The sequence below is a fragment of the Pseudomonas sp. N-1-13 genome (assembly GCF_057787095.1).
Genome location: NZ_JBYNRI010000001.1, coordinates 4713213 through 4738619, shown reverse-complemented (window position 1 = coordinate 4738619; position 25407 = coordinate 4713213). Strand labels below are relative to the sequence as shown.

General features: G+C 60.1%; 24 protein-coding genes. 12 read left to right on the top strand and 12 right to left on the bottom strand.

Going from position 1 to position 25407, the window contains the following annotated elements; all coding sequences use genetic code 11:
* Window positions 1-3: 3 nt before the first annotated feature.
* Window positions 4-1467 (bottom strand): ATP-dependent RNA helicase RhlB, encoded by a 1464-nt coding sequence (gene rhlB, locus AC3I65_RS21245; protein WP_488524130.1) that lies wholly within the window; start codon window positions 1465-1467, stop codon window positions 4-6.
* Window positions 1468-1566: 99 nt separating this feature from the next.
* On the bottom strand, window positions 1567-2223 hold the full coding sequence (locus AC3I65_RS21240; protein WP_274089982.1) for an alpha/beta hydrolase: 657 nt from the start codon (window positions 2221-2223) through the stop codon (window positions 1567-1569).
* Window positions 2224-2696: 473 nt separating this feature from the next.
* On the opposite strand from AC3I65_RS21240, the gene AC3I65_RS21235 reads away from it, so the two are divergent.
* The 4 genes from AC3I65_RS21235 (at window position 2697) to AC3I65_RS21220 (ending at window position 6861) form a co-directional block, all read left to right on the top strand.
* The gene (locus AC3I65_RS21235; RefSeq protein WP_047228859.1) at window positions 2697-3728 is read left to right on the top strand and encodes an amino acid ABC transporter substrate-binding protein; all 1032 of its coding nucleotides are present in this window, start codon (window positions 2697-2699) and stop codon (window positions 3726-3728) included.
* A 65-nt stretch (window positions 3729-3793) separates the two neighbouring features.
* On the top strand, window positions 3794-4975 hold the full coding sequence (locus AC3I65_RS21230; RefSeq protein ID WP_047228860.1) for an amino acid ABC transporter permease: 1182 nt from the start codon (window positions 3794-3796) through the stop codon (window positions 4973-4975).
* Window positions 4976-4987: 12 nt separating this feature from the next.
* Window positions 4988-6085, top strand: a complete 1098-nt coding sequence (locus AC3I65_RS21225; protein WP_047228861.1) for an amino acid ABC transporter permease — start codon at window positions 4988-4990, stop codon at window positions 6083-6085.
* Between the two features lie 11 nt (window positions 6086-6096).
* Window positions 6097-6861 (top strand): amino acid ABC transporter ATP-binding protein, encoded by a 765-nt coding sequence (locus AC3I65_RS21220; RefSeq protein WP_047228862.1) that lies wholly within the window; start codon window positions 6097-6099, stop codon window positions 6859-6861.
* A 58-nt stretch (window positions 6862-6919) separates the two neighbouring features.
* Here AC3I65_RS21220 and AC3I65_RS21215 read toward each other — a convergent pair whose 3' ends face one another.
* Complete coding sequence (locus tag AC3I65_RS21215) at window positions 6920-7408, bottom strand: type II toxin-antitoxin system MqsA family antitoxin (RefSeq protein ID WP_047228863.1); 489 nt, start codon at window positions 7406-7408, stop codon at window positions 6920-6922.
* Entirely contained in the window at window positions 7405-7716 is a 312-nt protein-coding gene (locus tag AC3I65_RS21210) for a type II toxin-antitoxin system MqsR family toxin (protein ID WP_047228864.1), read from the bottom strand. The genes AC3I65_RS21215 and AC3I65_RS21210 overlap by 4 nt, the downstream gene beginning before the upstream one ends.
* A gap of 319 nt (window positions 7717-8035) precedes the next feature.
* Here AC3I65_RS21210 and AC3I65_RS21205 point away from each other — a divergent pair, with 319 nt between their 5' ends.
* The 4 genes from AC3I65_RS21205 to AC3I65_RS21190 all read left to right on the top strand — a co-directional run bounded on the left by AC3I65_RS21205 (window position 8036) and on the right by AC3I65_RS21190 (window position 11297).
* On the top strand, window positions 8036-9364 hold the full coding sequence (locus tag AC3I65_RS21205; protein ID WP_076383631.1) for a CynX/NimT family MFS transporter: 1329 nt from the start codon (window positions 8036-8038) through the stop codon (window positions 9362-9364).
* Between the two features lie 85 nt (window positions 9365-9449).
* Complete coding sequence (locus tag AC3I65_RS21200) at window positions 9450-9920, top strand: nuclear transport factor 2 family protein (protein WP_047228866.1); 471 nt, start codon at window positions 9450-9452, stop codon at window positions 9918-9920.
* 41 nt (window positions 9921-9961) lie between these two features.
* The gene (locus AC3I65_RS21195) at window positions 9962-10285 is read left to right on the top strand and encodes a GIY-YIG nuclease family protein (protein ID WP_076383632.1); all 324 of its coding nucleotides are present in this window, start codon (window positions 9962-9964) and stop codon (window positions 10283-10285) included.
* A gap of 79 nt (window positions 10286-10364) precedes the next feature.
* Complete coding sequence (locus AC3I65_RS21190) at window positions 10365-11297, top strand: glutathione S-transferase family protein (RefSeq protein ID WP_488524129.1); 933 nt, start codon at window positions 10365-10367, stop codon at window positions 11295-11297.
* Between the two features lie 86 nt (window positions 11298-11383).
* Here the strand turns inward: AC3I65_RS21190 and AC3I65_RS21185 are convergent, their stop codons facing one another.
* The 3 genes from AC3I65_RS21185 to yejK all read right to left on the bottom strand — a co-directional run bounded on the left by AC3I65_RS21185 (window position 11384) and on the right by yejK (window position 13329).
* Window positions 11384-11659: a hypothetical protein gene (locus AC3I65_RS21185; RefSeq protein ID WP_047228869.1), complete on the bottom strand. Its 276-nt coding sequence runs from the start codon at window positions 11657-11659 to the stop codon at window positions 11384-11386.
* Between the two features lie 309 nt (window positions 11660-11968).
* On the bottom strand, window positions 11969-12325 hold the full coding sequence (locus AC3I65_RS21180; protein WP_047228870.1) for a glutaredoxin family protein: 357 nt from the start codon (window positions 12323-12325) through the stop codon (window positions 11969-11971).
* Window positions 12325-13329 carry a nucleoid-associated protein YejK gene (gene yejK, locus AC3I65_RS21175; protein ID WP_047228871.1) on the bottom strand — a complete coding sequence of 335 codons (1005 nt, stop codon included), beginning with the start codon at window positions 13327-13329 and terminating at the stop codon, window positions 12325-12327. Before yejK ends, AC3I65_RS21180 begins: the two co-directional genes overlap by 1 nt.
* Window positions 13330-13724: 395 nt before the next feature.
* Between yejK and AC3I65_RS21170 the strand changes: the two genes are divergently transcribed.
* A complete protein-coding gene (locus AC3I65_RS21170; RefSeq protein ID WP_047228872.1) occupies window positions 13725-14006 on the top strand; it encodes an HU family DNA-binding protein in 282 nt (93 codons plus the stop codon).
* A gap of 113 nt (window positions 14007-14119) precedes the next feature.
* Here AC3I65_RS21170 and rlmF read toward each other — a convergent pair whose 3' ends face one another.
* The 5 genes from rlmF to AC3I65_RS21145 all read right to left on the bottom strand — a co-directional run bounded on the left by rlmF (window position 14120) and on the right by AC3I65_RS21145 (window position 20828).
* The gene (gene rlmF / locus AC3I65_RS21165) at window positions 14120-15139 is read right to left on the bottom strand and encodes a 23S rRNA (adenine(1618)-N(6))-methyltransferase RlmF (protein WP_107321924.1); all 1020 of its coding nucleotides are present in this window, start codon (window positions 15137-15139) and stop codon (window positions 14120-14122) included.
* A 265-nt stretch (window positions 15140-15404) separates the two neighbouring features.
* A complete protein-coding gene (locus AC3I65_RS21160) occupies window positions 15405-18251 on the bottom strand; it encodes a valine--tRNA ligase (RefSeq protein ID WP_139049213.1) in 2847 nt (948 codons plus the stop codon).
* A gap of 224 nt (window positions 18252-18475) precedes the next feature.
* On the bottom strand, window positions 18476-18841 hold the full coding sequence (locus AC3I65_RS21155) for a hypothetical protein (protein ID WP_047228875.1): 366 nt from the start codon (window positions 18839-18841) through the stop codon (window positions 18476-18478).
* Between the two features lie 7 nt (window positions 18842-18848).
* Window positions 18849-19277, bottom strand: coding sequence for a DNA polymerase III subunit chi (locus tag AC3I65_RS21150; protein WP_047228876.1), 429 nt, complete (start codon window positions 19275-19277; stop codon window positions 18849-18851).
* Between the two features lie 60 nt (window positions 19278-19337).
* Window positions 19338-20828, bottom strand: a complete 1491-nt coding sequence (locus tag AC3I65_RS21145) for a leucyl aminopeptidase (RefSeq protein WP_488524128.1) — start codon at window positions 20826-20828, stop codon at window positions 19338-19340.
* Between the two features lie 459 nt (window positions 20829-21287).
* On the opposite strand from AC3I65_RS21145, the gene lptF reads away from it, so the two are divergent.
* From lptF to lepA, 3 genes are all read left to right on the top strand, one after another.
* The gene (lptF, locus tag AC3I65_RS21140; RefSeq protein ID WP_047228878.1) at window positions 21288-22409 is read left to right on the top strand and encodes an LPS export ABC transporter permease LptF; all 1122 of its coding nucleotides are present in this window, start codon (window positions 21288-21290) and stop codon (window positions 22407-22409) included.
* Complete coding sequence (gene lptG / locus AC3I65_RS21135; RefSeq protein WP_047228879.1) at window positions 22402-23463, top strand: LPS export ABC transporter permease LptG; 1062 nt, start codon at window positions 22402-22404, stop codon at window positions 23461-23463. Before lptF ends, lptG begins: the two co-directional genes overlap by 8 nt.
* A gap of 139 nt (window positions 23464-23602) precedes the next feature.
* Window positions 23603-25402: a translation elongation factor 4 gene (gene lepA, locus AC3I65_RS21130; RefSeq protein WP_047228880.1), complete on the top strand. Its 1800-nt coding sequence runs from the start codon at window positions 23603-23605 to the stop codon at window positions 25400-25402.
* Window positions 25403-25407 lie beyond the last annotated feature (5 nt).

Below are 25407 nucleotides of genomic sequence, written 5' to 3'. Positions count from 1 at the left end.
CGGTTAAGGGCGTTTGCGCTCAATCGGCCGAAGCAGATGAGTCGGTGGGGTTTCGCAATTGATCTTCTTCCCCAGCAACGCTTCGATGGACGGCAACTGATAGGAGTCATCCTCACCGGCGAAGCTGATCGATACGCCAGCGGCGCCTGCACGCCCAGTACGCCCGATCCGGTGCACATAGTCATCCGGCACTTCCGGCAGGGTGAAGTTGATCACGTGGCTGATCCCGTCGATATGAATCCCGCGCCCGGCCACATCGGTGGCCACCAGCACACGGATCTTGCCTTCGCGAAAGCCTTCCAGCGTCTTGATACGCTTGTGTTGCGGCACGTCGCCCGACAACTGGGCTGCGTTGACGCCATCGCGTACCAGGCGCTCCTCGATACGGCGTACTTCGTCCTTGCGGTTGGCGAACACCATCACGCGCTCCCAACCGTTGTCGTTGACCAGGTTGTAGAGCAGCTTGTACTTGTCGGCGCCGGCCACAGCGTAGATGTGCTGCTCGACGTTTTCGCTCGCGACGTTCAGCGCCTCGATCTCGACGATGGACGGGTCGGTGGTCCATTGCTTGGCCAGGTTCATCACGTCTTCGGTGAACGTGGCGGAAAACAGCAGGGTCTGGCGTTCGCTTTTCGGTGGGGTCTGGCGAATGATCTGGCGCACTTGCGGGATGAAGCCCATGTCGAGCATGCGGTCGGCTTCGTCCAGCACCATCACCTCGACCATGTCCAGGTGCACATCGCCGCGCTGGTTGAAGTCCAGCAGGCGTCCCGGTGTTGCCACCAGAATGTCGCAGTGACGGGCTTCGAGGTGCTTGAGCTGCTTGTCGAAGTCCATGCCGCCGACGAACGTCATGACGTTCAGTCCGGTGTACTTGGTCAGGTCGGCGGCGTCCTTGGCGATCTGCACCACCAGCTCGCGGGTCGGTGCGATGATCAGCGCCCGTGGCTCGCCCATGTAGCGTTCTTTGGGCGGCGGGGTCTGCAGCAACTGGGTAATGATGGAAATCAGGAACGCGGCGGTCTTGCCGGTGCCGGTCTGGGCGCGGCCGATGGCATCTTTACCGGCGAGGGTGAATCCCAGTACCTGCGCCTGGATTGGCGTGCAGTAGGGGAAGCCCAGGTCCTGGATGGCATGCATCAGTTCAGGGGCGAGTTTGAAATCATGGAAGCGGGTCTTGCCTTCCTGGGGTTCTACGACGAAATCCTCGAGCTTCCAGGCGACGACCGGCGGTTTTGGGGCGCGCTCGCGGCGTGGCTTGGGGGCTTCGTTGTGTGGCTGTTGCGGCGCGGGAGCGACAGGCGCGGAGGCCGCGTCTTTTTCTGTGTTCGCAACAGGCGTTGTCCGCCGCGGCTTTTTTTGCACCTCGGCACGACTCGGGCTGTGGGCAGGTGCGCTGGGGCCAGGCACGAGCTGCTCGGCCTCGCTTTTACCGAACATCTTCTTGAGTGCTTTGAGCACGGTCATCTCATCGATTGGTTAAGGAATGTACGCCGGCCAGTGTAATGCAAGAAACGGGCGCGGCGTAGTGTGATCGTCAAGGGGTTGACATGTCCTCACGCCCGCTTAGCGCAACCGCTCGCTCAGCCAGGTGCCGATGTCGCGAATCTCTTCGGGTAACACTTCATGGCCCATTGGGTATTCTTGCCATGTCACGGTGACACCATGCTGTTTCAAATACTCTTTCGCGGTCCGCCCCATGGGGTTGAGTACCACTTCGTCGTACTGGCCGTGTAGCGCCAATACCGGAATGCGCTGCTGGCTGGCCGACAATTGCAGTTCTTCGCTGAAAGTCGGTGCATAAGTGGACAGCGCGACTACGCCCCCCAATGGACCCTGCCATTTCACGAACGCGGTGTGATAGACCACCGCGCCGCCTTGGGAGAAACCTGCGAGGAAAATCCGCGAGGCGTCTATTCCAAGGGCTCGCTGGGCTTCGATCAGGTCGATGACCCGCTGCGCCGACACTTCCAGCTGTTGCTCGTCGATGGCCCGCGCGGGGCTCAGGGCGCGGATATCGTACCAACTCGGCATGGCGTAGCCGCCGTTGATGGTCACCGGCTGGGTCGGCGCTTGAGGCAGAACGAAACGTGTCGTGAGCAGGCTTTGCTGCAGCATTTCGGCTACCGGCAGGAAGTCGTAACGATCGGCGCCCAGGCCGTGGAGCCAGATGACGCACGCGTCGGCGATGCCGCTGGGCTCGAGAATCAAGGGGTCGGTCATGGTCTGCTCCAAATCTGTGCGGGCGCGCTCATTCAGTGCGTTATTACAGTGCGGGCCCGGTGCCTCAGTTAATTAGATGTCGCAATCTTAAAAGTTTTTGTCTTGACGTGTCTCATAAGGGTCAAGCGCAGCGGTGTGGTACGGCGTTTGCTTTGAGGTAGCTTGAGTGATGATTCTTACGCTGCGCGGTAACACTATCAGCTTGACGCGCCGCATGGGATATCAGAAATCCGGTGATGGATGTTCGCCAATAGCCGCTACGGGCTTCGCGAACGTGAAGGGCTACAGCCCGTTCGGCCGATTGGTGAGAGATGAGGCAGGCGCCCTGTTTAGGGGCATTCTCATTATTAGACTCATAGCGAAGGTCCAGACGTCGGTTGACCCTAAAAAAAGCCAACAAGGGTCGGCAATGCCCCATAAGGGTGCGACAGGGCTCGAGCTCCGACACAACAAGAGCAAAACTGGAGGTTTGAATGAAGTTACTGAAATCCACCCTGGCCGTCGTAACTGCAGCAGCAGTGCTCGGCGTCAGCGGGTTCGCTCAGGCGGGTGCAACCCTGGATGCCGTACAGAAGAAAGGCTTTGTGCAATGTGGCGTGAGTGATGGCTTGCCGGGTTTCTCGGTACCCGATGCAAGTGGCAAGATTCTCGGCATTGACGCGGACTTCTGCCGTGCCGTGGCGGCTGCTGTGTTTGGCGATGCGACCAAGGTGAAGTTCAGCCAGTTGAACGCCAAGGAGCGCTTCACCGCGCTGCAGTCCGGCGAAATCGACATCCTTTCGCGCAACACCACCATGACCAGTTCCCGTGACGCGGGCATGGGCCTGAAATTTCCAGGCTTCATCACCTACTACGACGGCATCGGCTTCCTGGTAAACAACAAGCTGGGCGTCAAGAGCGCCAAGGAACTGGACGGTGCAACCATCTGCATCCAGGCCGGTACCACTACCGAGCTGAACGTCTCCGACTACTTCCGTGGCAATGGCCTCAAATACACCCCGATCACCTTCGACACCTCCGATGAAAGCGCCAAGTCGCTGGAATCCGGTCGTTGCGACGTGCTGACCTCCGACAAGTCCCAGCTGTTTGCCCAGCGCAGCAAGCTGGCCGCGCCGAAGGACTACGTGGTTCTGCCGGAAACCATTTCCAAGGAACCACTGGGCCCGGTCGTGCGTAACGGCGATGACGAGTGGCTGGCCGTTGTGCGCTGGACTGGCTACGCCATGCTCAACGCCGAAGAAGCCGGCATCACTTCGAAGAACGTTGAAGCTGAAGCCAAATCCACCAAGAACCCGGACGTCGCCCGTATGCTCGGCGCTGACGGTGAATATGGTAAAGACCTGAAGCTGCCCAAAGACTGGGTTGTCCAGATCGTCAAACAAGTCGGTAACTACGGTGAAGTGTTCGAGCGCAACCTCGGCAAAGGCACCCCGCTGGAAATCGATCGCGGCCTGAACGCGCTGTGGACCAACGGCGGCATTCAATACGCACCACCAGTGCGCTGATGGTTCTATCACCCGGTGGGCCAACCACCGGGTGATGTTCTGTTCCATTCTTTGCGGGGCACTTCATGCAAAATTCAATCGGCGCACCTAAGCAGAGGCTTAGCCTCAGCGATCCACGCGTGCGTGCCTGGGTATTTCAGATCGTCACCATTGTGGCGGTGGTTTCACTGGGCTGGTTTCTGTTCGACAACACGCAAACCAACCTAGAGCACCGGGGCATCACCTCCGGCTTCAGCTTTCTGGAGCGCAGTGCCGGGTTCGGCATCGCTCAAACCCTGATCGACTACACCGAAGCGGACAGCTATGCCCGCGTCTTTGTCATCGGGTTGCTCAACACTCTGCTGGTGACGTTCATCGGCGTGATCCTGGCGACGATTCTCGGTTTCATTGTCGGCGTGGCCCGACTGTCGAAAAACTGGATCATCGCCAAAGTGGCAACGGTGTATGTGGAGGTTTTCCGTAATATCCCGCCACTGCTGCAGATCCTGTTCTGGTACTTCGCGGTATTCCTCACCATGCCGGGGCCGCGCGCCGCCCATAACTTCGGCGACACCTTCTTTGTCAGCAGCCGGGGCCTGAACATGCCGGCCGCGCTGGTGGCGGACGGGTTTTGGCCATTCGTGATCAGCGTCGTGCTGGCCATCGTCGCCATCGTGCTGATGACCCGCTGGGCCAACAAGCGTTTCGAAGCCACGGGTGAGCCGTTCCATAAATTCTGGGTGGGCCTGGCGCTGTTCCTGGTAATCCCGGCGCTGTGCGCCCTGGTCTTCGGAGCCCCTGTGCACTGGGAAATGCCGGAACTCAAGGGCTTCAACTTCGTCGGTGGCTGGGTGCTGATTCCCGAATTGCTGGCATTGACGTTGGCACTGACGGTGTACACCGCGGCGTTCATCGCCGAGATCGTGCGTTCGGGCATCAAGTCGGTCAGCCACGGCCAGACCGAAGCCGCCCATTCCCTGGGCCTGCGTAACGGTCCGACCTTGCGCAAGGTGATCATCCCGCAAGCCCTGCGCGTGATCATCCCGCCGCTGACCAGCCAATACCTGAACCTGGCGAAGAACTCCTCGCTGGCGGCCGGTATCGGTTATCCGGAAATGGTTTCGCTGTTTGCCGGTACGGTGCTGAACCAGACCGGGCAGGCGATCGAAGTTATTGCGATCACCATGAGCGTGTACCTGGCGATCAGTATCAGCATTTCCCTGCTGATGAACTGGTACAACAAGCGCATTGCGCTGATCGAGCGGTGAGGAAAAACGCGCATGACATCCCATACTTTCAAACCTGACATGCCCCCACCGAGCAGTAGCATCGGCGTGGTGGCGTGGATGCGCGCGAACATGTTCTCCAGCTGGCTCAACACCTTGCTGACGTTGTTTGCGTTCTACCTGATTTACCTGGTCGTTCCACCGATCATCAGTTGGGCGATCCTCGACGCCAACTGGGTCGGCACCACACAGGCTGACTGCACCAAGGAGGGCGCCTGCTGGGTGTTCATCCAGCAGCGCTTCGGCCAGTTCATGTACGGCTACTATCCGACGGACCTGCGCTGGCGCGTGGACCTGACCGTGTGGTTGGCTGTCATTGGTGTGGCTCCGCTGTTCATCTCGCGCTTCCCGCGCAAGGCGGTCTACGGCCTGAGTTTCCTGGTGCTGTATCCGATCATCGCCTGGTGCCTGTTGCACGGTGGTGTATTCGGCTTGACCACCGTGCCGACCAGCCAATGGGGCGGCCTGATGCTGACCCTGGTGATCGCCACCGTCGGTATCGCCGGGGCTTTGCCGTTGGGCATCGTGCTGGCTTTGGGGCGGCGTTCGAACATGCCGGCGATTCGTGTGGTCTGCGTGACCTTCATCGAATTCTGGCGCGGCGTGCCGTTGATCACGGTGCTGTTCATGTCCTCGGTGATGCTGCCGCTGTTCCTGCCTGAAGGCATGAACTTCGACAAGCTGCTGCGGGCACTGATCGGCGTGATCCTGTTCCAGTCGGCCTACGTGGCTGAAGTGGTGCGTGGCGGCTTGCAAGCCATTCCCAAAGGTCAGTACGAAGCGGCCGCGGCGATGGGCCTGGGCTACTGGCGCAGCATGGGCCTGGTGATTCTGCCGCAAGCCCTGAAGATGGTGATCCCGGGTATCGTCAACACCTTCATCGCGTTGTTCAAGGACACCAGCCTGGTGATCATCATCGGCCTGTTCGACCTGCTCAACAGCGTGAAACAAGCTGCCGCCGACCCGAAATGGCTGGGCATGGCCACCGAAGGCTATGTGTTCGCCGCCCTGGTGTTCTGGATTTTCTGTTTTGGTATGTCCCGCTATTCCATGCATTTGGAACGCAAGCTGGACACTGGCCACAAGCGTTAGGAGCGTAGTTTATGAGTGAAGCGATCAAACAGCCTGTGAGCCCTGAAGGCATTATTCAGATGCAGGGCGTGAACAAGTGGTACGGCCAGTTCCACGTGTTGAAAGACATCAACCTGAACGTCCAGCAGGGCGAGCGTATCGTGCTGTGCGGCCCGTCGGGTTCCGGCAAGTCCACCACCATCCGTTGCCTCAACCGCCTGGAAGAACACCAGCAGGGTCGCATCGTGGTCGATGGCGTGGAACTGACCAACGACCTCAAGCAGATCGAAGCGATCCGCCGTGAAGTCGGCATGGTGTTCCAGCACTTCAACCTGTTCCCGCACTTGACCATCCTGCAGAACTGCACCCTGGCGCCGATGTGGGTGCGCAAGATGCCCAAGCGCAAGGCCGAGGAAATCGCCATGCATTACCTGGAGCGCGTACGCATTCCAGAGCAGGCGCACAAATACCCGGGCCAGCTCTCCGGCGGCCAGCAGCAGCGTGTGGCCATCGCCCGTGCCCTGTGCATGAAACCGAAAATCATGCTGTTCGATGAACCGACTTCAGCGCTCGACCCGGAAATGGTGAAAGAGGTTCTGGACACCATGATCGGCCTGGCCGAAGACGGCATGACCATGCTCTGCGTGACCCACGAAATGGGCTTTGCCCGCACCGTGGCCAACCGTGTGATCTTCATGGACAAGGGCGAAATCGTCGAACAGGCCGCGCCGAACGACTTCTTCGATAACCCGCAGAACGACCGCACCAAGCTGTTCCTGAGCCAGATTCTGCATTGATCCGGCCTTAGGCATTGAAATAGACCCGGACTTGTCCGGGTTTATTTTTGCCTGGGATTCAGGGTGTCAGAACGGTTGCCTGTTCCGGATGGCGGGTAGTCAACAACTGCTTCAAATCGGTGCCCTCGCTCAGTGCGAGTACTTCCGCCATCAGGTGGGGATGACGATCGAGCAGGCGCATCAGCATGAACAGTGGTTGCGGTGGGGCGACTTCGCCACGCTCGTAACGGGAAAAGGCGTTGTGTCCGCCGCCAGACAGCAGTTTCACCGCGTCTTTTTGCGTGAGGTGCAGTTTGCGGCGGATGCGTTTCATCTCCGCCGCCATCGCCTGGGCACAATCTTCGAGCAACTGATCGCTCGCCTGGGAATAACGTTGCGCGCTGTCGGTGTCGTGATCAAATTCGATTTCACCACAGACCCGGCACTCCCATCCGGCGATGTCGTGCACCTGCCGTGCTACCTGCTTGTAGTCGATGGTAAAGCTGCGGCCCTCAAAGTGTTGCATGGCGTCTTGAGTACCGCAGTTGACACATTGCTGCGTTTTCATTGGTCTTTCTCCTTGAAGGAGACTACCGGATGCCCACCGCCAGGGCGGTAGGTCACCTTGATGTAAATCTCCCGATCCTGAAATGTGGTGTGATAAACGTCCTGCCAGATTCGATGATCGGCATAGGTCGTCATCGATTTGTGCAACATCCTGTACTCCAGCGAGGCCATGATTTGCAGCATCCGGGCAGTGCTTAACGACATTCTTCGAGCGCCTTGCTGAGCGCTCATTGTGAATGCCTTGTTCCCCAGCCTGAGGACTTCGGCCTTGACGACTGCCAGGTCGTAGTGGGGTGTGCTCTTTTCCATAGAACTGTATGCCTTGTCCTTAAAATTACCCTTAAGGGGTAATTTTGACCAATCGAAAATTTCGCTCCTTTTCCCTCGCATTGACCTTAGGCGGTTGCCGTCCTACAAGAAGCTGACTAATCTGTCAGAAAATTCAACCCATGCTGCCTACCCCTGCGCTCAGCGAAGGCTATCGTGACTTCCCAAGCGTCATCGGCGCGCAGTGGCGCCAGAGCTTCGTCCTCGTCCTCAACCGGTGTTCGATCTGCACATCGAATCCTCGACGCTGTCGAACAACAGGTTCGGCAATGGGCCAAGGCCCTCCGTCGACAGTTGATCAATGAACCCTGAACCAGAGCTTTCCATGTCCCGCGATACGCTTGACCGCATGACCCCGACGACGCCCAAACGCGCCGCAGAGCTTGAACATTTGCTGATCGACGCCGAAACCGACGATGAGCAGACCCAGCAGGCCCCTCCATTGCTGCGCAAACCCTGGCTGTTACTGCTCGGGTTGATCCTGGTGGCGCTGAACCTGCGTCCGGCGCTGTCGAGCATGGCCCCATTGCTTAGTGAAGTTTCAAAAAGCCTTGGTTTGTCGGCTGCCCAGGCCGGCTTGCTGACGACGCTGCCAGTGCTTTGCCTGGGCCTGTTCGCACCGCTGGCGCCGGTGCTGGCGCGGCGCTTTGGAGCTGAACGGGTAGTGTTGGGAATCTTGCTGGCCCTGGCCGGTGGGATCATTTTGCGCAGTTCTTTCGGCCAGATCGGCCTGTTTGCTGGCAGCATCCTGGCCGGCGCGAGCATTGGTGTGATCGGTGTGCTGTTGCCGGGCATCGTCAAGCGTGACTTCGCCAAACACGCCGGCGCCATGACCGGCGTCTACACCATGGCGCTGTGCCTGGGGGCGGCGATGGCGGCCGGGGCCACCGTGCCGTTGAGCGAGCATCTGAATCACAGCTGGGCGATGGGCCTGGGGTTCTGGGTGGTGCCGGCGCTGCTGGCCGCCGTGTTCTGGCTGCCGCAAGTGGGCCAGAAACACGGTGCTCATCAGGTGGCATATCGGGTTCGCGGTTTGCTGCGTGACCCGTTGGCCTGGCAGGTGACGTTGTACATGGGGTTGCAGTCGTCCCTGGCCTACATCGTGTTCGGGTGGCTGCCGTCGATCCTCATCGGCCGTGGCCTGACGCCGACCCAGGCCGGGCTGGTGTTGTCCGGCTCGGTCATCGTGCAACTGATCAGTTCCCTGGCGGCGCCCTGGCTGGCGACTCGGGGCAAGGATCAACGCCTGGCCATTGTGATCGTCATGGTCATGACCCTGGGCGGGCTGTTTGGATGTCTCTATGCGCCCATTGAAGGCTTGTGGGGTTGGGCGATCCTGCTGGGGCTTGGGCAGGGAGCAACGTTCAGCCTGGCGCTGACGCTGATCGTGCTGCGCTCGCGGGACGCCCATGTGGCGGCGAATCTTTCCAGCATGGCCCAAGGGTTCGGCTACACATTGGCGTCCATGGGGCCGTTCGCGGTCGGGGTGGTCCACGACTGGACCGGCGGCTGGAGTGCTCTGGGTTGGATCTTCGGTGTGATTGGCCTGGGCGCGATCATCGCGGGCATCGGGGCCGGCCGGGCGCTATATGTCGGGGTCAGCAGCGAAAGAGTCAGTGATCTTCGCTGATGTTATTTTCATGGCGAATGACGATAGTGTTCCTCGCCAGAGCAGATTATCGTGCAGCTCTACTGAAGATTTTCGGAGCTTGTCCATGAGTGATGCCCACAACGCCTTGATCACCCGCTTCTACCAGGCCTTCCAGCGTCTGGATGCCGACGCCATGAGCGCCTGCTACACCGACGACGTGGTGTTCAGCGACCCGGCGTTTGGTGAACTGCGCGGGCGCGATGCCGGCGACATGTGGCGCATGCTCACCACTCGGGCCAAGGATTTTTCCCTGACCTTCGATAACGTGCGCAGCGATGAGCGTACCGGCGGTGCCCACTGGGTGGCGACTTACCTGTTCAGTCAGACCGGCAACACGGTGGTCAATGACATTCAGGCACGGTTCGTGTTTCGCGACGGCAAGATTTGCGAGCACCATGACAGTTTTGATCTGTGGCGCTGGTCCCGCCAGGCATTGGGCACCAAGGGCCTGCTGCTGGGCTGGACGCCGCTGGTGCGCAATGCCGTCAGAGCCCAGGCCCTCAAGGGGCTACGGGCGTTTCAGGCCAGTCGCTGATAAGATTGCGGCTTGTTTTCTACACGTCTGCTGAACATCCTGTGACGACCGCCAACCCATCCTCCGACCTGCCAGGGCAAGCTGCAGCCGAACCGGGCAAACCCTGGTTCGTCTACCTGGTGCGGGCCGCCAACGGTTCGCTGTACTGCGGCATCAGTGATGATCCGGTACGGCGTTTCGCCAAGCATCAAAGCGGCAAGGGCGCGCGTTTTTTCCTTTCCAGCCCGGCGGTGGCGTTGGTGTACACCGAAGCCTGTCGCGACAAGGGTGAAGCCCTGCGCCAGGAGCGATTGATCAAGAAACTCAAGAAAAGCGCCAAGGAGTGCCTGGTGGCGAGCGCATCGATGTTCCATCAACCGCGCTGATACGGCTTCATCAGAAGGGTAGGCTGTCGGATCATGGCACGCTAAGCTGCGGGACTTCCTCCCCGCAGTGGCGAACCTCATGTCAGAGCTGATTCTTCATCATTACCCGACGTCTCCCTTCGCCGAGAAAGCCCGCTTGTTACTGGGTTTCAAGGGCCTGTCCTGGCGTTCGGTGCATATCCCGCCAATGATGCCCAAGCCCGACCTGACGGCACTGACGGGCGGCTACCGCAAGACCCCGGTATTGCAGATCGGCGCGGATATCTATTGCGACACGGCGCTGATCGCCCGTCGGTTGGAGCAGGAAAAAGCTTCGCCGGCGTTGTTTCCCGAAGGCCGGGAGATGATTGCAGCGTCTTTTGCCGCATGGGCCGATTCGGTGGTGTTTCAACATGCGGTAAGCCTGGTGTTTCAGCCGGAGTCGGTGGCGGTGCGTTTCGCCAAGTTGCCGCCTGAAGTCATCAAGACGTTTATCAGCGATCGGGCCGGGCTGTTCAGTGGCGGTACCACCACGCGCCTGTCTGCCGAACAGGCCAAGCACCAATGGCCCACGATCATGGCGCGTCTTGAGCAACAGTTGCAGCGCGAGGAGGGTGACTTTCTGTTGGGCGATCCATCGATTGCCGACTTCGCCATGGCTCACCCTCTGTGGTTTCTCAAATGCACTGCGGTGACTTCGCCGCTGGTAGACACCTACCCGGCGATCTCGGCATGGTTGGCGCGAGTGCTGGGTTTTGGCCATGGCGCGTCGAACGCGATGAGTTCCGAAGAGGCTTTGGAAGTGGCTCGCAACGCTGCGCCGGCAGCGCTGCCGGATGAGTCATTCGAGGAACCGAACGGGTTCACGAAAGGGCAGCAGGTGACGATTGCCGCAACCGATTATGGCGTCGACCCGGTGGCCGGAGAGTTGTTATTTGCCGGTCGTGAAGAGCTGATCCTGCGTCGCGAAGACGCGCTTGGCGGTGTGGTGCATGTGCACTTTCCACGGCTGGGTTTTCAATTATCAACCTGATAAGAAAGTCAGGCGCTCGATTAAAGTCGATCTGTCGCCCGGAGCAGGCAATTCCGGGCGTTTATTCCAGAAGCGATCACCCGATATTACAGCTCGCATAGAACCAGGTGTGGCGCATTGGGAGGAATAAGGCCTTGCAGGTCGAAGATCGTTGTGGCGCGGCGGATTGCATCGCTCGTGCTGCTCCCGTTGAAAACGGTGGTGGTCTGTATGACGGTTTGATTCGGTGGCAGGAAGAGTTGGCAGGTGTATTGCGCGGCAGAGGCGGAACCGGCGTAGATCGCAATGAAAGACAACACCAGGGCGCGGTGGGTGTTTTTTATAACGCGGTTTCGGGCTGGGTAGTGCTGTATCGAGTTCATTTTATATGCTCCGTCTGTTCAGGCGTTCTCGCAAGAGGTTCGGCTCAGCGACGGCTTCGGCTGAGGGGGCATATAAAAAATGAACGCTATTTCAGGCATTGATACTGTAGGAGTTGACAGTCCCGACTAATGGGCGCTTACCGTCTACCCAGGGCTGGCGCTCTGACTGGACCACCGCCATCGCGAGCAAGCTCGCTCCCACACTGGATTTGCAGTGGTAACAGGCTTGGCGTCCGCCACGAATCCCTGTGGGAGCGAGCCTGCTCGCGATGAGGCCATCCGATCCAGCATCATCGCTAGCGGACAAACCTATTTCGCGGACAGTGCCTCAAGGATGTTCTGCGGCTCAAAACCACGAATCAGCGTGCCATTTACATCCAGAATCGGGATCCCGCGCCCGCCCAGCGCCTCATAGGCCTTGCGCGCCTGAGCGTCTTTCTCGATATCGAACTCGCGATAGGGCACGCCTTTTTCATCCAGGAACCGCCGGGTCGCCTTGCAGTAACCGCACCAGTCGGTGGCGTACAGCACGACCCGGGCATCGGCCCGGATCTGTTCTGGCAGCATCTGCGAGGGATTGAATACCCGCTCGATCTTGCCCCAGTTCTGGTACGCCACAACCACCAGCAAAATCAGCAGAAACTTCTTCAGGGCCTTTGCGAGCATCAGTTACGGCGCTTGAGCTGATCGGTCAGCGACGTGGGCAGGCCCTTGATGATCAGCGTGCCGGCTTCTTCGTCATATTCGATCTTGGAGCCCAGCAGGTGGGCTTCAAAGCTGATGGACAAGCCTTCGGCGCGGCCGGTGAAGCGGCGGAACTGGTTGAGGGTGCGTTTATCCGCCGGGATTTCCGGCGACAACCCGTAGTCCTTGTTGCGAATGTGGTCGTAGAAGGCTTTCGGGCGATCTTCGTCGATCAGTTCGGACAGTTCTTCCAGGCCCATCGGCTCGCCGAGCTTGGCCTGGCTGCTGGCGTAATCCACCAGGGTCTTGGTTTTCTCCCGGGCGTCGTCTTCGGGCAGGTCTTCGCTTTCGACGAAATCACTGAAGGCCTTGAGCAGGGTGCGGGTCTCGCCGGGGCCGTCGACGCCTTCCTGGCAGCCGATGAAGTCGCGGAAATATTCCGAGACCTTCTTGCCGTTCTTGCCCTTGATGAACGAGATGTACTGCTTGGACTGTTTGTTGTTCTGCCATTCCGACACATTGATCCGCGCTGCCAGGTGCAGTTGGCCCAGATCAAGGTGACGGGACGGGGTCACGTCCAGTTCGTCGGTGACCGCCACGCCTTCGCTGTGGTGCAGCAGGGCGATCGCCAGGTAATCGGTCATGCCCTGTTGATAATGGGCAAACAGCACGTGGCCGCCCACCGAGAGGTTGGACTCTTCCATCAGCTTTTGCAGGTGCTCCACCGCTACGCGACTGAATGCGGTGAAGTCCTTGCCGCCGTCGAGATACTCCTTCAGCCAGCCGCTAAACGGGTGCGCCCCGGACTCGGCATGGAAGAAGCCCCAGGCCTTGCCTTGTTTGGCGTTGTAGCTCTCGTTGAGGTCGGCGAGCATGTTCTCGATGGCCGTGGACTCGCTCAACTCGGAGTCACGGGCATGGAGCACGGCGGGCGTGCCGTCGGGTTTTTTGTCGATCAGGTGGACGATGCAATGACGGATCGGCATGGATTTCTCGGCTGATGAAAGAGAGGAGGGCGCGCTCCCCCAAAAAGGCCCAGTGTACCGCAATCACTGGTTTTGGAACCCTGCAAAGCCCCTTTCAGACCCGTCCGACACGCCATATGCATTTTTTTACCGTTTTCGCGCAAGAAAGCTGACCAAATGGGTAGCTAGAGGCGGATATTTCACAGGCGTTGTGCTAGTTTTGCCCGGTCTTACGCGAAGTCACTGCGTTAAGCGTGCATTCAGCATTTGTCAGGTCGAACCAAACCCGGTTTTCGGCATCTATTACCCCGATCCGTCGTGGTGATTACCGAGGGTGTCTGATCCTCTGAGATCGGGCTCGATGGCTGACACTGCACTCTGCAATCCATATGAATTTGATAGGGAAGGAACACTACATGGCTCTTACTAAAGACCAACTGATCGCTGACATCGCTGAAGCTATCGACGCGCCTAAAACCACCGCGCGTAACGCTTTGGACCAACTGGGTCAGATCGTTGCCGATCAGCTGGAAAATGGCGGCGAAATCACCTTGCCAGGCATCGGCAAGCTGAAAGTCACCGAGCGTCCTGCCCGCACCGGCCGCAACCCTTCGACTGGCGCAGCCATCGAAATCGCTGCCAAGAAAGTTGTTAAGTTCGTTCCAGCCAAAGCGCTGACCGATGGCATCAACAAGTAAGATCGCGTTTAAAAGAAAACCGTGCTGCGGAGTGATCCGGGCACGGTTTTTTATTGCCTTGGAAAAAGTGGTCTGTGGTCAGGGCATTTGTGGCAGCAAGGCCTTGCTCCCACTCAGCCCTTGCGAACCCAACGCGACTGGCGCCACGCCTGCTGCTGTGCCTCGGTCTGGAAGGTCCAGGCCACAAAGCGGCTCTGCTTCTGCCCCTGGGACATTTCCACCACCTGGCTGTGCAGCGCCCCGGCCTTTTTCAAGGCGGTTTGAATCGCCGGTAGATTCGACGCCTTTGACACCAGCGTGCTGAACCACAGCACCTGGCTGGCCACCTGTGCGCTCTCGCCGATCAGTTGCGTCACAAACCGGGCCTCTCCGCCCTCGCACCACAACTCCGCCGCCTGACCGCCAAAATTCAGCACCGGCAGCTTGCGCTTCGGGTCGGCCTTGCCCAGCGCACGCCATTTGCGCTGGCTGCCCTTGGTGGCTTCCTCCAGGGAGGCGTGGAAGGGTGGGTTGCACATTGTCAGGTCGAACCGCTCGGCCTCTTCCAGCAAACCCAACAGGATCTGCTTGCGGTTGGCTTGCTGGCGCAGTTGGATGGCTTTGTTCAGCCCGTTGGACTGGACAATGGCTTTGGCCGAGGCAATGGCCGTCGGATCGATTTCCGAACCGAGGAAATGCCAGCGGTAATCGCTGTAGCCGATCAGCGGGTACACGCAGTTGGCCCCCGTGCCGATGTCCAGCACCTTCACCGCCGCCCCGCGTGGAATCGTTCCTTCGTTGTGGCTGGCCAGTAAATCAGCGAGGAAATGCACGTAGTCCGCGCGTCCTGGCACCGGAGGGCACAAGTAGTCGGCCGGAATGCCCCAATGGGCGATGCCGTAGAAGGACTTGAGCAGCGCCCGGTTGAACACCCTTACGGCTTCCGGGCTGGCGAAGTCGATGCTTTCCTTGCCATAGGGGTTGATGATCACGAACTTCGCCAATTCGGGCGTGGACTTGATCAATGCCGGGAAGTCGTAGTGACCCTGGTGGCGATTGCGTGGGTGCAGGCTGGCTTTCTCCCGCGGCACTTTGGCCTCGATGGCGGGTTTGGGCTTGGAGCGTGCTGGCTTGGGCGTGCGAGGGGCGGTCATGTGCGGGTCGATTCGGGGAGGGTTCAAAAAAGTGGCGGGTATTGTCCCACATCCTGCCCCTGCGAACCCAACTGCAACGATCGGCGCGATCTACTGTGGGAGCGAGCCTGCTCGCGATAGCGGTGGGTCAGCTTGCACCAATGTTGGATGTACCGCCGTCATCGCGAGCAGGCTCGCTCCCACAGGGGGTAAGCGTGTTCACTAGAAAGTACCAGGCATAAAAAAGGAGGTCCATCAGGACCTCCTTCTTCATTGCAAATCCCCGTTACAGGCTGGAGATCCGCGCATGTTGCTCGGCCAGCTTGCCCAAGGCCTGTTCAGCCTCGGCCAGTTTGGCGCGTTCCTTCTCGATGACTTCAGCCGGCGCCTTGTCAACGAAACCGGCGTTGGACAGTTTGCCGCCGACACGCTGGACTTCGCCCTTCAAACGCAGGATTTCCTTATCCAGGCGCGCCAGTTCGGCAGCCTTGTCGATCAGGCCGGCCATCGGCACCAGCACTTCCATCTCGCCAACCAAGGCGGTGGCGGACAGCGGTGCTTCTTCGCCAGCGGCCAGGACGGTCACCGATTCGAGCTTGGCCAGTTTCTTGAGCAGTGCTTCGTTCTCGTGGAGGCGGCGCAGGTCTTCGGCGCTGGCATTGTTCAGGAACAGGTTCAGCGGTTTGCCCGGGCCGATGTTCATTTCGGCGCGGATGTTACGCAGGCCCAGCATGAAGGTCTTGAGCCATTCGATGTCGTCTTCGGCGGCCGGGTCGATGCGGGTTTCGTTGGCCACCGGCCACGGCTGCAGCATGATCGTCTTGCCTTGGGCGCCCGCCAGCGGAGCGACACGCTGCCAGATTTCCTCGGTGATGAACGGCATGAACGGATGCGCCAGGCGCAGGGCGACTTCCAGCACGCGCACCAGGGTGCGGCGGGTGCCGCGCTGGCGTTCGACCGGGGCGTTTTCGTCCCACAGCACTGGTTTGGACAGTTCCAGGTACCAGTCGCAATACTGGTTCCAGATGAACTCGTACAACGCTTGTGCCGCCAGGTCGAAACGGAACTGATCGAGCTGGCGGGTCACTTCGGCTTCGGTGCGTTGCAGCTGGGAAATAATCCAGCGATCAGCCAGGGTCAGCTCAAAGGCTTCGCCGTTCTGGCCGCAGTCTTCGCCCTTGTCCAGCACGTAGCGCGCGGCGTTCCAGATCTTGTTGCAGAAGTTGCGATAACCCTCGACGCGGCCCATGTCGAACTTGATGTCACGACCGGTGGACGCCAGCGAGCAGAAGGTGAAGCGCAGGGCGTCGGTGCCGTAGCTGGCGATGCCGTCGGCGAATTCTTCGCGGGTGGCCTTCTCGATTTTCTTCGCCAGTTTTGGCTGCATCAGGCCCGAAGTGCGTTTCTGCACCAGGGTTTCCAGATCGATGCCGTCGATGATGTCCAGCGGGTCCAGGACGTTGCCCTTGGACTTGGACATCTTCTGGCCCTGGCCATCGCGCACCAGGCCGTGCACGTAGACGGTCTTGAATGGGACTTGTGGCGTGCCGTCCTCGTTTTTCACCAAGTGCATGGTCAGCATGATCATCCGGGCGACCCAGAAGAAAATGATGTCGAAGCCGGTGACCAGTACGTCGGTGGAGTGGAATTTCTTCAGGAACTCGGTCTGCTGCGGCCAGCCCAGAGTGGAGAAGGTCCACAGGCCGGAGCTGAACCAGGTATCGAGTACGTCGTTGTCCTGTTGCAGAGCTACGTCCGGACCGAGGTTGTGCTTGGCGCGGACTTCGGCTTCATCGCGGCCGACGTAGACCTTGCCTGACTCGTCGTACCAGGCCGGGATGCGGTGGCCCCACCACAGTTGGCGGCTGATGCACCAGTCCTGGATGTCACGCATCCACGAGAAGTACATGTTTTCGTATTGCTTGGGCACGAACTGGATGCGGCCATCTTCTACCGCAGCGATCGCAGGCTCGGCCAGCGGTTTGGTGGATACGTACCACTGATCGGTCAGCCACGGCTCGATAATGGTGCCGGAGCGGTCGCCTTTCGGCACTTTCAGGCCGTGATCATCGACGCTGACCAGCAGGCCGGCTGCGTCGAATGCCGCGACGATCTGCTTGCGCGCTTCAAAGCGGTCCAGGCCGGCGTATTCGGCCGGGATCTGGCCGTCGACGCTTTCGTTCAGCGTGCCGTCGAGGTTGAACACCTGGGCCGCCGGCAACACGTTGGCGTTCTTGTCGAAGATGTTCAGCAGCGGCAGGTTGTGGCGCTTGCCGACTTCGTAGTCGTTGAAATCGTGGGCCGGGGTGATTTTCACGCAACCGGTGCCGAATTCGGGGTCGCAGTAATCGTCGCCGATGATCGGAATGCGCCGGCCAACCAGGGGCAGCTCGACGAACTTGCCAATCAGGGCTTGGTAGCGCTCATCGTTCGGGTTCACCGCAACGGCGGAGTCACCCAGCATGGTTTCCGGGCGCGTGGTGGCGACGATCAGGTAATCCTTGCCTTCGGCGGTCTTGGCGCCGTCGGCCAGCGGGTACTTCAGGTTCCACAGGAAGCCTTTCTCGTCGTGGTTCTCCACTTCGAGGTCGGAAATGGCCGTGTGCAACTTGGTGTCCCAGTTGACCAGGCGCTTGCCGCGATAGATCAGGCCGTCTTCATGCAGGCGCACGAAGGCTTCCTTCACCGCTTCCGAAAGACCGTCATCCATGGTGAAGCGTTCGCGGCTCCAGTCCACGGACGAGCCCAGGCGACGAATCTGGCGGCTGATGTTGCCACCGGACTCGTCTTTCCATTCCCAGACTTTCTCGAGGAATTTCTCGCGTCCCAGGTCATGGCGGTTCTGGCCCTGGGCTTCGAGGCGACGTTCCACCAGCATCTGCGTGGCGATGCCAGCGTGGTCGGTGCCCGGCTGCCAAAGGGTGTTGCGGCCTTGCATGCGGCGGAAACGGATCAGGGCATCCATGATCGCGTTGTTGAAACCGTGGCCCATGTGCAGGCTGCCGGTGACGTTCGGCGGCGGGATCATGATGGTGTAGGAATCGCCCGCGCCTTGCGGAGCGAAATAATTCTCGGACTCCCAGGTGTTGTACCAGGAAGTTTCAATGGCGTGCGGCTGGTAGGTCTTATCCATGCGCGGCGGGACCCTATTGGCATTTATTCAGGAAAAGCCGGGAAGTATAGCGGGCGGGGGAGATGCAAGCCACACGCAGCAAGCGAGAAGCCGGACACGGTTGAACCCTGTGGGAGCGAGCCTGCTCGCGATGAGGCCAGCAGATTCAACATCAATGGGGACTGACAGTCCGTTATCGCGAGCAGGCTCGCTCCCGCAGGATGTTCACAATGAGGCAGAGGGCGTTATTCGTACTGACTCAGCAATCGCTCCATCCGCGCATCCAGCCGGCGCTTGATCTCGGTCTCGATGTGCGGAGCGAAGTCGTCGATGACGTCTTGCATGATCAATTGCGCGGCGGCGCGCAGTTCGCTTTCCAGGTGCAACAGCGCATCGGGGCCTTTGGCCTCGGCCTTGGGCGCCGGCTTGGGTTCGGGCTGGCCGTTGATCGGCTCGAACAGCAGTGGAATCTGCTCGTCATGCTCGGGCTCGTGCTCCACCGTATCGGTCAACAGCGGTGGTTGCAGGTTGTCGTCGCCGAGCAGTTGGCGGATCGACTCGAGGTCGTCCAGCAGGTGCGTGGGCTTTTGTGGCGGTTTTGGAGTGTCCATCGTGGGCTCAGAGTCGCTGTAAACGGTGGTCTTGCAGAGGATAGCCCTGTTCGCGGTAGAAACGGAAACTCTCCCGCGCGGCTTGCCGGATGCCCGGGTCTTCCACCACCACTTCCGCCACACGGGCGAAGCGCTGGGCAAAAGGCGGCACTTTCAGGTCAAGGTTGACCAGCAAGTCCTGGTGCTGACCGCAGTCATCTCCCAGCCCGAGCACGATCAATCCTTCGGGTTCGTTTTCGGCCGGGCCATGGGGTACGAAGCTCTCGCCCTTGAAGGCCCACAGACGTGCATCGAGGTCATCGCGCTGGGCGGCATCGCTGCAATGCAGGTAGATGCGGTGGCCCATGCGCCAGGCCTTTTCGGTGAGCTTGCAGGCGAAATCCAGCCGCGCCGACGGATCGGCGCTGGGCAGGATGTAGAAATCGACTTTGGTCATTGCAGTTCCTGAGCCGCCATTGGCGCCGCCCGAAGGCGACGCCAACGCCGGTCATCGGTGTCAGGCCTTGGCGCGGTCCAGCAGGTATTGGGTCAGCAGGGGAACCGGCCGGCCGGTGGCGCCCTTGTCCTTGCCGCCGCTGGTCCAGGCTGTGCCGGCGATATCCAGGTGCGCCCAGTTCAGGTTCTTGGTGAAGCGCGAGAGGAAGCACGCCGCGGTGATCGTCCCGGCTTTCGGGCCGCCGATGTTGGCGATGTCGGCGAACGGGCTGTCCAGCTGCTCCTGGTATTCGTCGAACAGCGGCAATTGCCAGGCGCGGTCGTCGGCTTGCTGGCCGGCGCTGAGCAGTTGGCCGATCAGCTCGTCGTTGTTGCCCAGCAGGCCCGAGGTGTGGGCGCCGAGGGCGACGACGCAGGCGCCGGTCAGGGTGGCGATGTCGATCACCGCTTGCGGCTTGAAGCGTTCGGAGTAGGTGAGGGCGTCACACAGCACCAGGCGGCCTTCGGCGTCGGTGTTGAGGATTTCCACGGTCTGGCCGCTCATGGTGGTGACGATGTCGCCTGGACGCGAGGCGTTACCGCTGGGCATGTTCTCGGCGCAGGCCAGGATGCACACCAGGTTGATCGGCAGTTGCAGTTCGAGCACGGCGCGCAGGGTGCCGAACACGCTCGCGGCGCCGCCCATGTCGTACTTCATTTCATCCATGCCGGCGCCCGGCTTGAGGCTGATGCCGCCGGTGTCGAAGGTGATGCCCTTGCCGACCAGTGCGTACGGCTTCTCGGACTTCTTGCCACCGTTGTATTGCATGACGATCAGGCGTGGCGGCTGTGCGCTGCCCTGGCCGACGGAGTAGAACGAGCCCATGCCCAGGTCTTTGATTTTCTTTTCGTCGAAGACTTCGACTTTCAAGCCCTTGAATTCCTTGCCCAACGCCTTGGCCTGTTCACCCATGAACGTCGGGTGGCAGATGTTCGGTGGCAGATTGCCCAGGTCGCGGGTGAAGGCCATGCCGTTGGCGATCGCGGTGGCGTGGGTCACGGCACGCTGAACTTCAGCCTGGGCAGCCTTGATGGTCAGCAGGGTGATTTTTTTTAGGGCGCGGGGTTCGGCTTTCTGGCTCTTGAACTGGTCGAACTGGTATTCGCCGTCCACCAGGGTTTCAGCCAGCAGGCGGTTTTTGCCGTAGCTGTCGCGACCCTTGACCACCAACTCGTCCAGCGCCAGGACGGCATCAGCGCCACCCAGACCCTTGAGGGTGCCCAACACGCCGGCGATGATTTTACGGAACGGACGGTCGCCCAGTTCGGCGTCCTTGCCCACGCCCACCAGCATCACGCGCTCGGCCTTGAGGTTGGGCAGGTTGTGCAGCAACAGGCTCTGGCCGACTTTGCCAGCCAGGTCGCCGCGCTTGAGCACAGCGCTGATGGCACCGCCGCTCAGGCTGTCGAGTTGGGTGGCGACGACGCCGAGCTGGCGGTTTTCACCGACGGCAACCACCAGCGTGGCGGTTTTCAACGTTTCTGGGCTGACGCTTTTTACAACCAGTTCCATGTCCGGATCCCTGAATGAATGGTCAAGATGCCAGGCGCCGACACAATGGCGCGCTGAGCGAGCTTCTTCTATATAAGAGAAGCGCCGGTGCTTGCCGGCGACAAAGGCCGCAGTTTGAACCCCGGCGCCAGGGCCTGACAACCCCACCGACAGCGCTAAATTGTGGCTTTAAGCACCGGGTTAAAGCGTGCGAAGTGACAGGCGCCCCCAATCACAGGATAATGCGGCTCTTTTTTCGGCGGCGCGCTGTGGCGGGCCGGCTCGATACGTTTGCTTGTTTGGCCGCCTTAGGGTTTGTATGAAAAGTCGCCGAGCGGCGATCAGGCAAGGCGAAAACAGGCGAGGAAGCGGAGTTGACTGGTTGTCAATGAGCATTCCGAGCCTGTTTTCAACGCAGCATGATCGTCGCGCAGGCACTTTTCGTACAAATCCTAGCCTGACAGCCCTGGAGTGTCTGGTGTGATCGTCTTCCGTTATCTATCCCGCGAAGTCCTGCTGACCCTGAGCGCCGTCAGCGCCGTGCTGCTGGTCATCATCATGAGCGGGCGCTTCATTAAATACCTCGCCCAGGCGGCCTCCGGTGCCCTGGATCCAGGCTCGCTGTTCCTGATCATGGGCTTTCGCCTGCCGGGCTTTTTGCAACTGATCCTGCCGCTGGGGTTGTTCCTGGGTATTCTGCTGGCCTACGGCCGGTTGTACCTGGACAGCGAAATGACCGTGCTGTCGGCCACCGGCATGAGCCAGCAACGCCTGTTTCGCATGACCCTCTTCCCGGCCACTCTGGTGGCGCTGGTTGTGGCCTGGCTGAGTCTTAGCCTGGCGCCCCAGGGAGCCAACCAGTTCCAGATGCTGATCAACCAGCAGGACGCCCTGACCGAGTTCGACACCTTGGTGCCCGGGCGCTTCCAGGCCCTGCGCGACGGGACTCGCGTCACCTATACCGAAGAACTCTCGGAAGACCGGGTCGACCTGGGCGGCGTCTTCATTACGCAAAAGAACGTGTCTTCCGACACCAAGAAGGACCGCGGCATTTCGGTGCTGGTGGCTGAGAAGGGGCGTCAGGAAATCAACCCCGACGGCAACCGCTACCTGATCCTGGAAAACGGCTACCGCTACGACGGCAAGCCGGGGCAGGCCGATTACCGGGCCATCAAGTACGACACCTATGGCGTATTGCTGCCCAAGCCCGAGGTCAGCGACGAAGTCACCGACCGCGATGCCATGCCCACCTCCAGCTTGCTGGGCAACAACGACATTCGGGCGCGCACTGAATTGCAATGGCGCCTTTCGCTGCCGCTGCTGGTATTCATCGTGACCCTCATGGCGGTCCCGCTGGCGCGAGTCAATCCGCGCCAGGGCCGTTTCCTCAAGCTGCTACCGGCGATTCTTCTGTATATGGCTTACCTGACCATCCTGATTTCCGCCCGTAGCGCGCTGGAGAAAGGCAAGATCCCGCCCGCGCTGGGCCTTTGGTGGGTGCATTCGATCTTCCTGGCGATTGGCCTCGGGTTGCTCTACTGGGAACCACTGCGCCTGAAGCTGGCCAGTCGTCGCAGCGCGCTGGAGGTGGCCCGTGGTTAAACTCGATCGGTACATCGGCAGCAGTGTGTTCATGGCGATTCTCGCGGTGCTGGGGATCATTCTTGGCCTGGCGACCCTGTTCGCCTTCATCGATGAAATGGGTGATGTCAGCGACACCTATACCTTGATGGACGTGTTGAGCTACGTATTGCTGACCGCCCCACGGCGGCTCTACGACATGTTGCCGATGGCGGCGCTGATCGGTTGCCTGATCGGCCTGGGCAGCCTGGCAAGTAACAGCGAGCTGACCATCATGCGCGCCGCCGGTGTTTCCGTTGGTCGGATCGTCTGGGCCGTGATGAAACCGATGCTGGTGCTGATGCTGGTGGGTTTGCTGGTCGGCGAATACGTTGCCCCGGCCACCGAAAACACCGCTCAGGCCAACCGTTCCCTGGCCCAGGGTGGTGGCGACGCACAAAGCGCCAAGCACGGCCTGTGGCACCGCCAGGGTGACGAGTTCATCCACATCAACTCGGTCCAGCCCAACGGTGTCCTGTATGGCGTGACCCGCTACCGTTTCGACGACCAGCGGCACATGCTGTCGTCGAGCTTCGCCAAGCGCGCCAAGTTTGTTGAAGATCACTGGCAGCTCAATGATGTCACCACCACGTTGTTCCATGACAAGCGCACCGAAGTGGTCGCCGCGCCGCAAGAGCGTTGGGACGTGGCGCTGAGCCCGCAGTTGCTCAGCACTGTGGTGATGGCGCCGGACTCCCTGTCGATTACCGGTTTGTGGGGGTATATCCACTATCTGGCGGATCAGGGCTTGAACAACGGTCGCTACTGGCTGGCTTTTTGGGTCAAGGTGTTGCAGCCGCTGGTCACCGCAGCCTTGGTGCTGATGGCGATTTCCTTCATCTTCGGCCCGCTGCGTTCGGTGACCCTCGGTCAGCGTGTGTTTACCGGCGTACTGGTGGGTTTCACCTTCCGTATTGCCCAGGATTTGCTGGGGCCGTCGAGCCTGGTATTCGGTTTCTCGCCGCTGTTTGCGGTGCTGGTACCGGCCGCCGTCTGCGCCTTGGCCGGGCTCTGGCTGTTGCGCCGGGCCGGTTGATCAGCGCACCGATGGCGAGGGGGCTGCGGGGGCAAGGCTGTGTGGGAGCAAAGCTTGCTCCCACTTGCGCGGTGTATCAGGTACAATTCCCGGCTATTTTTCGGCGGGCCATGCCTGCAGCCTTTTTGAGTGTTGATCCGTGAGTGATTTGAGTCATATCCGCAATTTCTCCATCATCGCCCACATTGACCATGGTAAGTCGACGCTGGCTGATCGCTTCATCCAGATGTGCGGCGGCCTGGCCGAGCGTGAAATGGAGGCCCAGGTCCTGGATTCCATGGATCTGGAGCGTGAGCGCGGGATCACCATCAAGGCCCACAGCGTTACGCTCTACTACAAGGCCCGCGACGGCATTACCTATCAGCTGAACTTCATCGATACCCCGGGCCACGTCGACTTCACCTATGAAGTCAGCCGGTCGCTGGCGGCCTGTGAAGGTGCATTGCTGGTGGTCGATGCCGGCCAGGGCGTCGAGGCGCAATCGGTTGCCAACTGCTACACGGCCATCGAGCAGGGCCTGGAAGTCATGCCGGTGCTGAACAAGATCGACCTGCCCCAGGCCGATCCGGACCGCGTGAAGGAAGAAATCGAGAAAATCATCGGCATCGATGCCACCGACGCGGTCACTTGCAGCGCCAAGACCGGCCTGGGCGTGGACGAAGTGCTCGAGCGCCTGGTGACCACCATTCCTGCGCCGACCGGCAATATCGAAGATCCGCTGCAAGCGTTGATCATCGATTCCTGGTTCGACAACTACCTGGGCGTCGTCTCCCTGGTTCGCGTGCGCCACGGCCGCGTCAAGAAGGGTGACAAGATCCTGGTCAAATCCACCGGCAAGATCCACCTGGTGGACAGCGTCGGTGTCTTCAACCCGAAACACACCGCCACCGTTGATCTGAAGGCCGGTGAAGTGGGTTTCATCATCGCCGGCATCAAGGACATTCACGGTGCACCGGTCGGTGACACCCTGACCTTGAGCTCCACCCCCGACGTCGATGTGCTGCCCGGCTTCAAGCGTATCCAGCCTCAGGTCTACGCCGGCCTGTTCCCAGTCAGCTCCGACGACTTCGAGGATTTCCGCGAAGCCCTGCAAAAGCTGACCCTGAACGACTCGTCCCTGCAATACACCCCGGAAAGCTCCGACGCCCTGGGCTTTGGCTTCCGTTGCGGATTCCTGGGCATGCTGCACATGGAGATCATCCAGGAGCGCCTGGAGCGCGAGTACGACCTGGACCTGATCACCACGGCGCCGACGGTAATTTTCGAGCTGCTGCTCAAGAACGGCGAAACCATCTACGTCGACAACCCGTCCAAGTTGCCGGACCTGTCGGCCATCGAGGATATGCGCGAGCCGATCGTGCGGGCCAACATCCTTGTGCCGCAGGAGCATCTGGGCAACGTCATTACCCTGTGCATCGAAAAGCGGGGCGTGCAGCACGACATGCTGTTCCTCGGTACCCAGGTCCAGGTGACCTACGACCTGCCGATGAACGAAGTGGTGCTGGACTTCTTCGATCGCCTGAAATCCACCAGTCGCGGCTATGCTTCGCTGGACTATCATTTCGATCGTTACCAATCGGCTAATCTGGTGAAGCTGGATGTGCTGATCAACGGTGAGAAAGTCGATGCCCTGGCATTGATCGTGCACCGTGACAACGCGCACTACAAAGGTCGTGCATTGACCGAGAAGATGAAGGAACTGATTCCGCGGCAGATGTTCGATGTGGCAATCCAGGCCGCCATTGGTGGGCAGATTGTGGCGCGTACAACCGTCAAGGCGCTCAGAAAGAACGTATTGGCCAAATGCTATGGCGGCGACGTCAGCCGTAAGCGCAAGCTGTTGGAAAAGCAGAAGGCCGGTAAAAAACGCATGAAGCAGGTTGGTAACGTGGAAATTCCACAGGAAGCCTTCCTTGCGGTGCTCAGGTTGGATAGTTAGGTCCT

Coding starts and splice junctions, on each gene's coding strand:
- AC3I65_RS21215 (WP_047228863.1), bottom strand. CDS start 7,408: ATGAAAACGCAGCAATGTGTCAACTGCGGTACTCAAGACGCCATGCAA.
- AC3I65_RS21230 (WP_047228860.1), top strand. CDS start 3,794: ATGCAAAATTCAATCGGCGCACCTAAGCAGAGGCTTAGCCTCAGCGAT.
- AC3I65_RS21220 (WP_047228862.1), top strand. CDS start 6,097: ATGAGTGAAGCGATCAAACAGCCTGTGAGCCCTGAAGGCATTATTCAG.
- AC3I65_RS21170 (WP_047228872.1), top strand. CDS start 13,725: ATGGCTCTTACTAAAGACCAACTGATCGCTGACATCGCTGAAGCTATC.
- AC3I65_RS21200 (WP_047228866.1), top strand. CDS start 9,450: ATGAGTGATGCCCACAACGCCTTGATCACCCGCTTCTACCAGGCCTTC.
- AC3I65_RS21180 (WP_047228870.1), bottom strand. CDS start 12,325: ATGCTCGCAAAGGCCCTGAAGAAGTTTCTGCTGATTTTGCTGGTGGTT.
- AC3I65_RS21210 (WP_047228864.1), bottom strand. CDS start 7,716: ATGGAAAAGAGCACACCCCACTACGACCTGGCAGTCGTCAAGGCCGAA.
- AC3I65_RS21190 (WP_488524129.1), top strand. CDS start 10,365: ATGTCAGAGCTGATTCTTCATCATTACCCGACGTCTCCCTTCGCCGAG.
- AC3I65_RS21225 (WP_047228861.1), top strand. CDS start 4,988: ATGACATCCCATACTTTCAAACCTGACATGCCCCCACCGAGCAGTAGC.
- rhlB (WP_488524130.1), bottom strand. CDS start 1,467: ATGACCGTGCTCAAAGCACTCAAGAAGATGTTCGGTAAAAGCGAGGCC.
- AC3I65_RS21235 (WP_047228859.1), top strand. CDS start 2,697: ATGAAGTTACTGAAATCCACCCTGGCCGTCGTAACTGCAGCAGCAGTG.
- AC3I65_RS21240 (WP_274089982.1), bottom strand. CDS start 2,223: ATGACCGACCCCTTGATTCTCGAGCCCAGCGGCATCGCCGACGCGTGC.
- AC3I65_RS21205 (WP_076383631.1), top strand. CDS start 8,036: ATGAACCCTGAACCAGAGCTTTCCATGTCCCGCGATACGCTTGACCGC.
- AC3I65_RS21145 (WP_488524128.1), bottom strand. CDS start 20,828: ATGGAACTGGTTGTAAAAAGCGTCAGCCCAGAAACGTTGAAAACCGCC.
- AC3I65_RS21150 (WP_047228876.1), bottom strand. CDS start 19,277: ATGACCAAAGTCGATTTCTACATCCTGCCCAGCGCCGATCCGTCGGCG.
- AC3I65_RS21160 (WP_139049213.1), bottom strand. CDS start 18,251: ATGGATAAGACCTACCAGCCGCACGCCATTGAAACTTCCTGGTACAAC.
- yejK (WP_047228871.1), bottom strand. CDS start 13,329: ATGCCGATCCGTCATTGCATCGTCCACCTGATCGACAAAAAACCCGAC.
- AC3I65_RS21185 (WP_047228869.1), bottom strand. CDS start 11,659: ATGAACTCGATACAGCACTACCCAGCCCGAAACCGCGTTATAAAAAAC.
- rlmF (WP_107321924.1), bottom strand. CDS start 15,139: ATGACCGCCCCTCGCACGCCCAAGCCAGCACGCTCCAAGCCCAAACCC.
- AC3I65_RS21155 (WP_047228875.1), bottom strand. CDS start 18,841: ATGGACACTCCAAAACCGCCACAAAAGCCCACGCACCTGCTGGACGAC.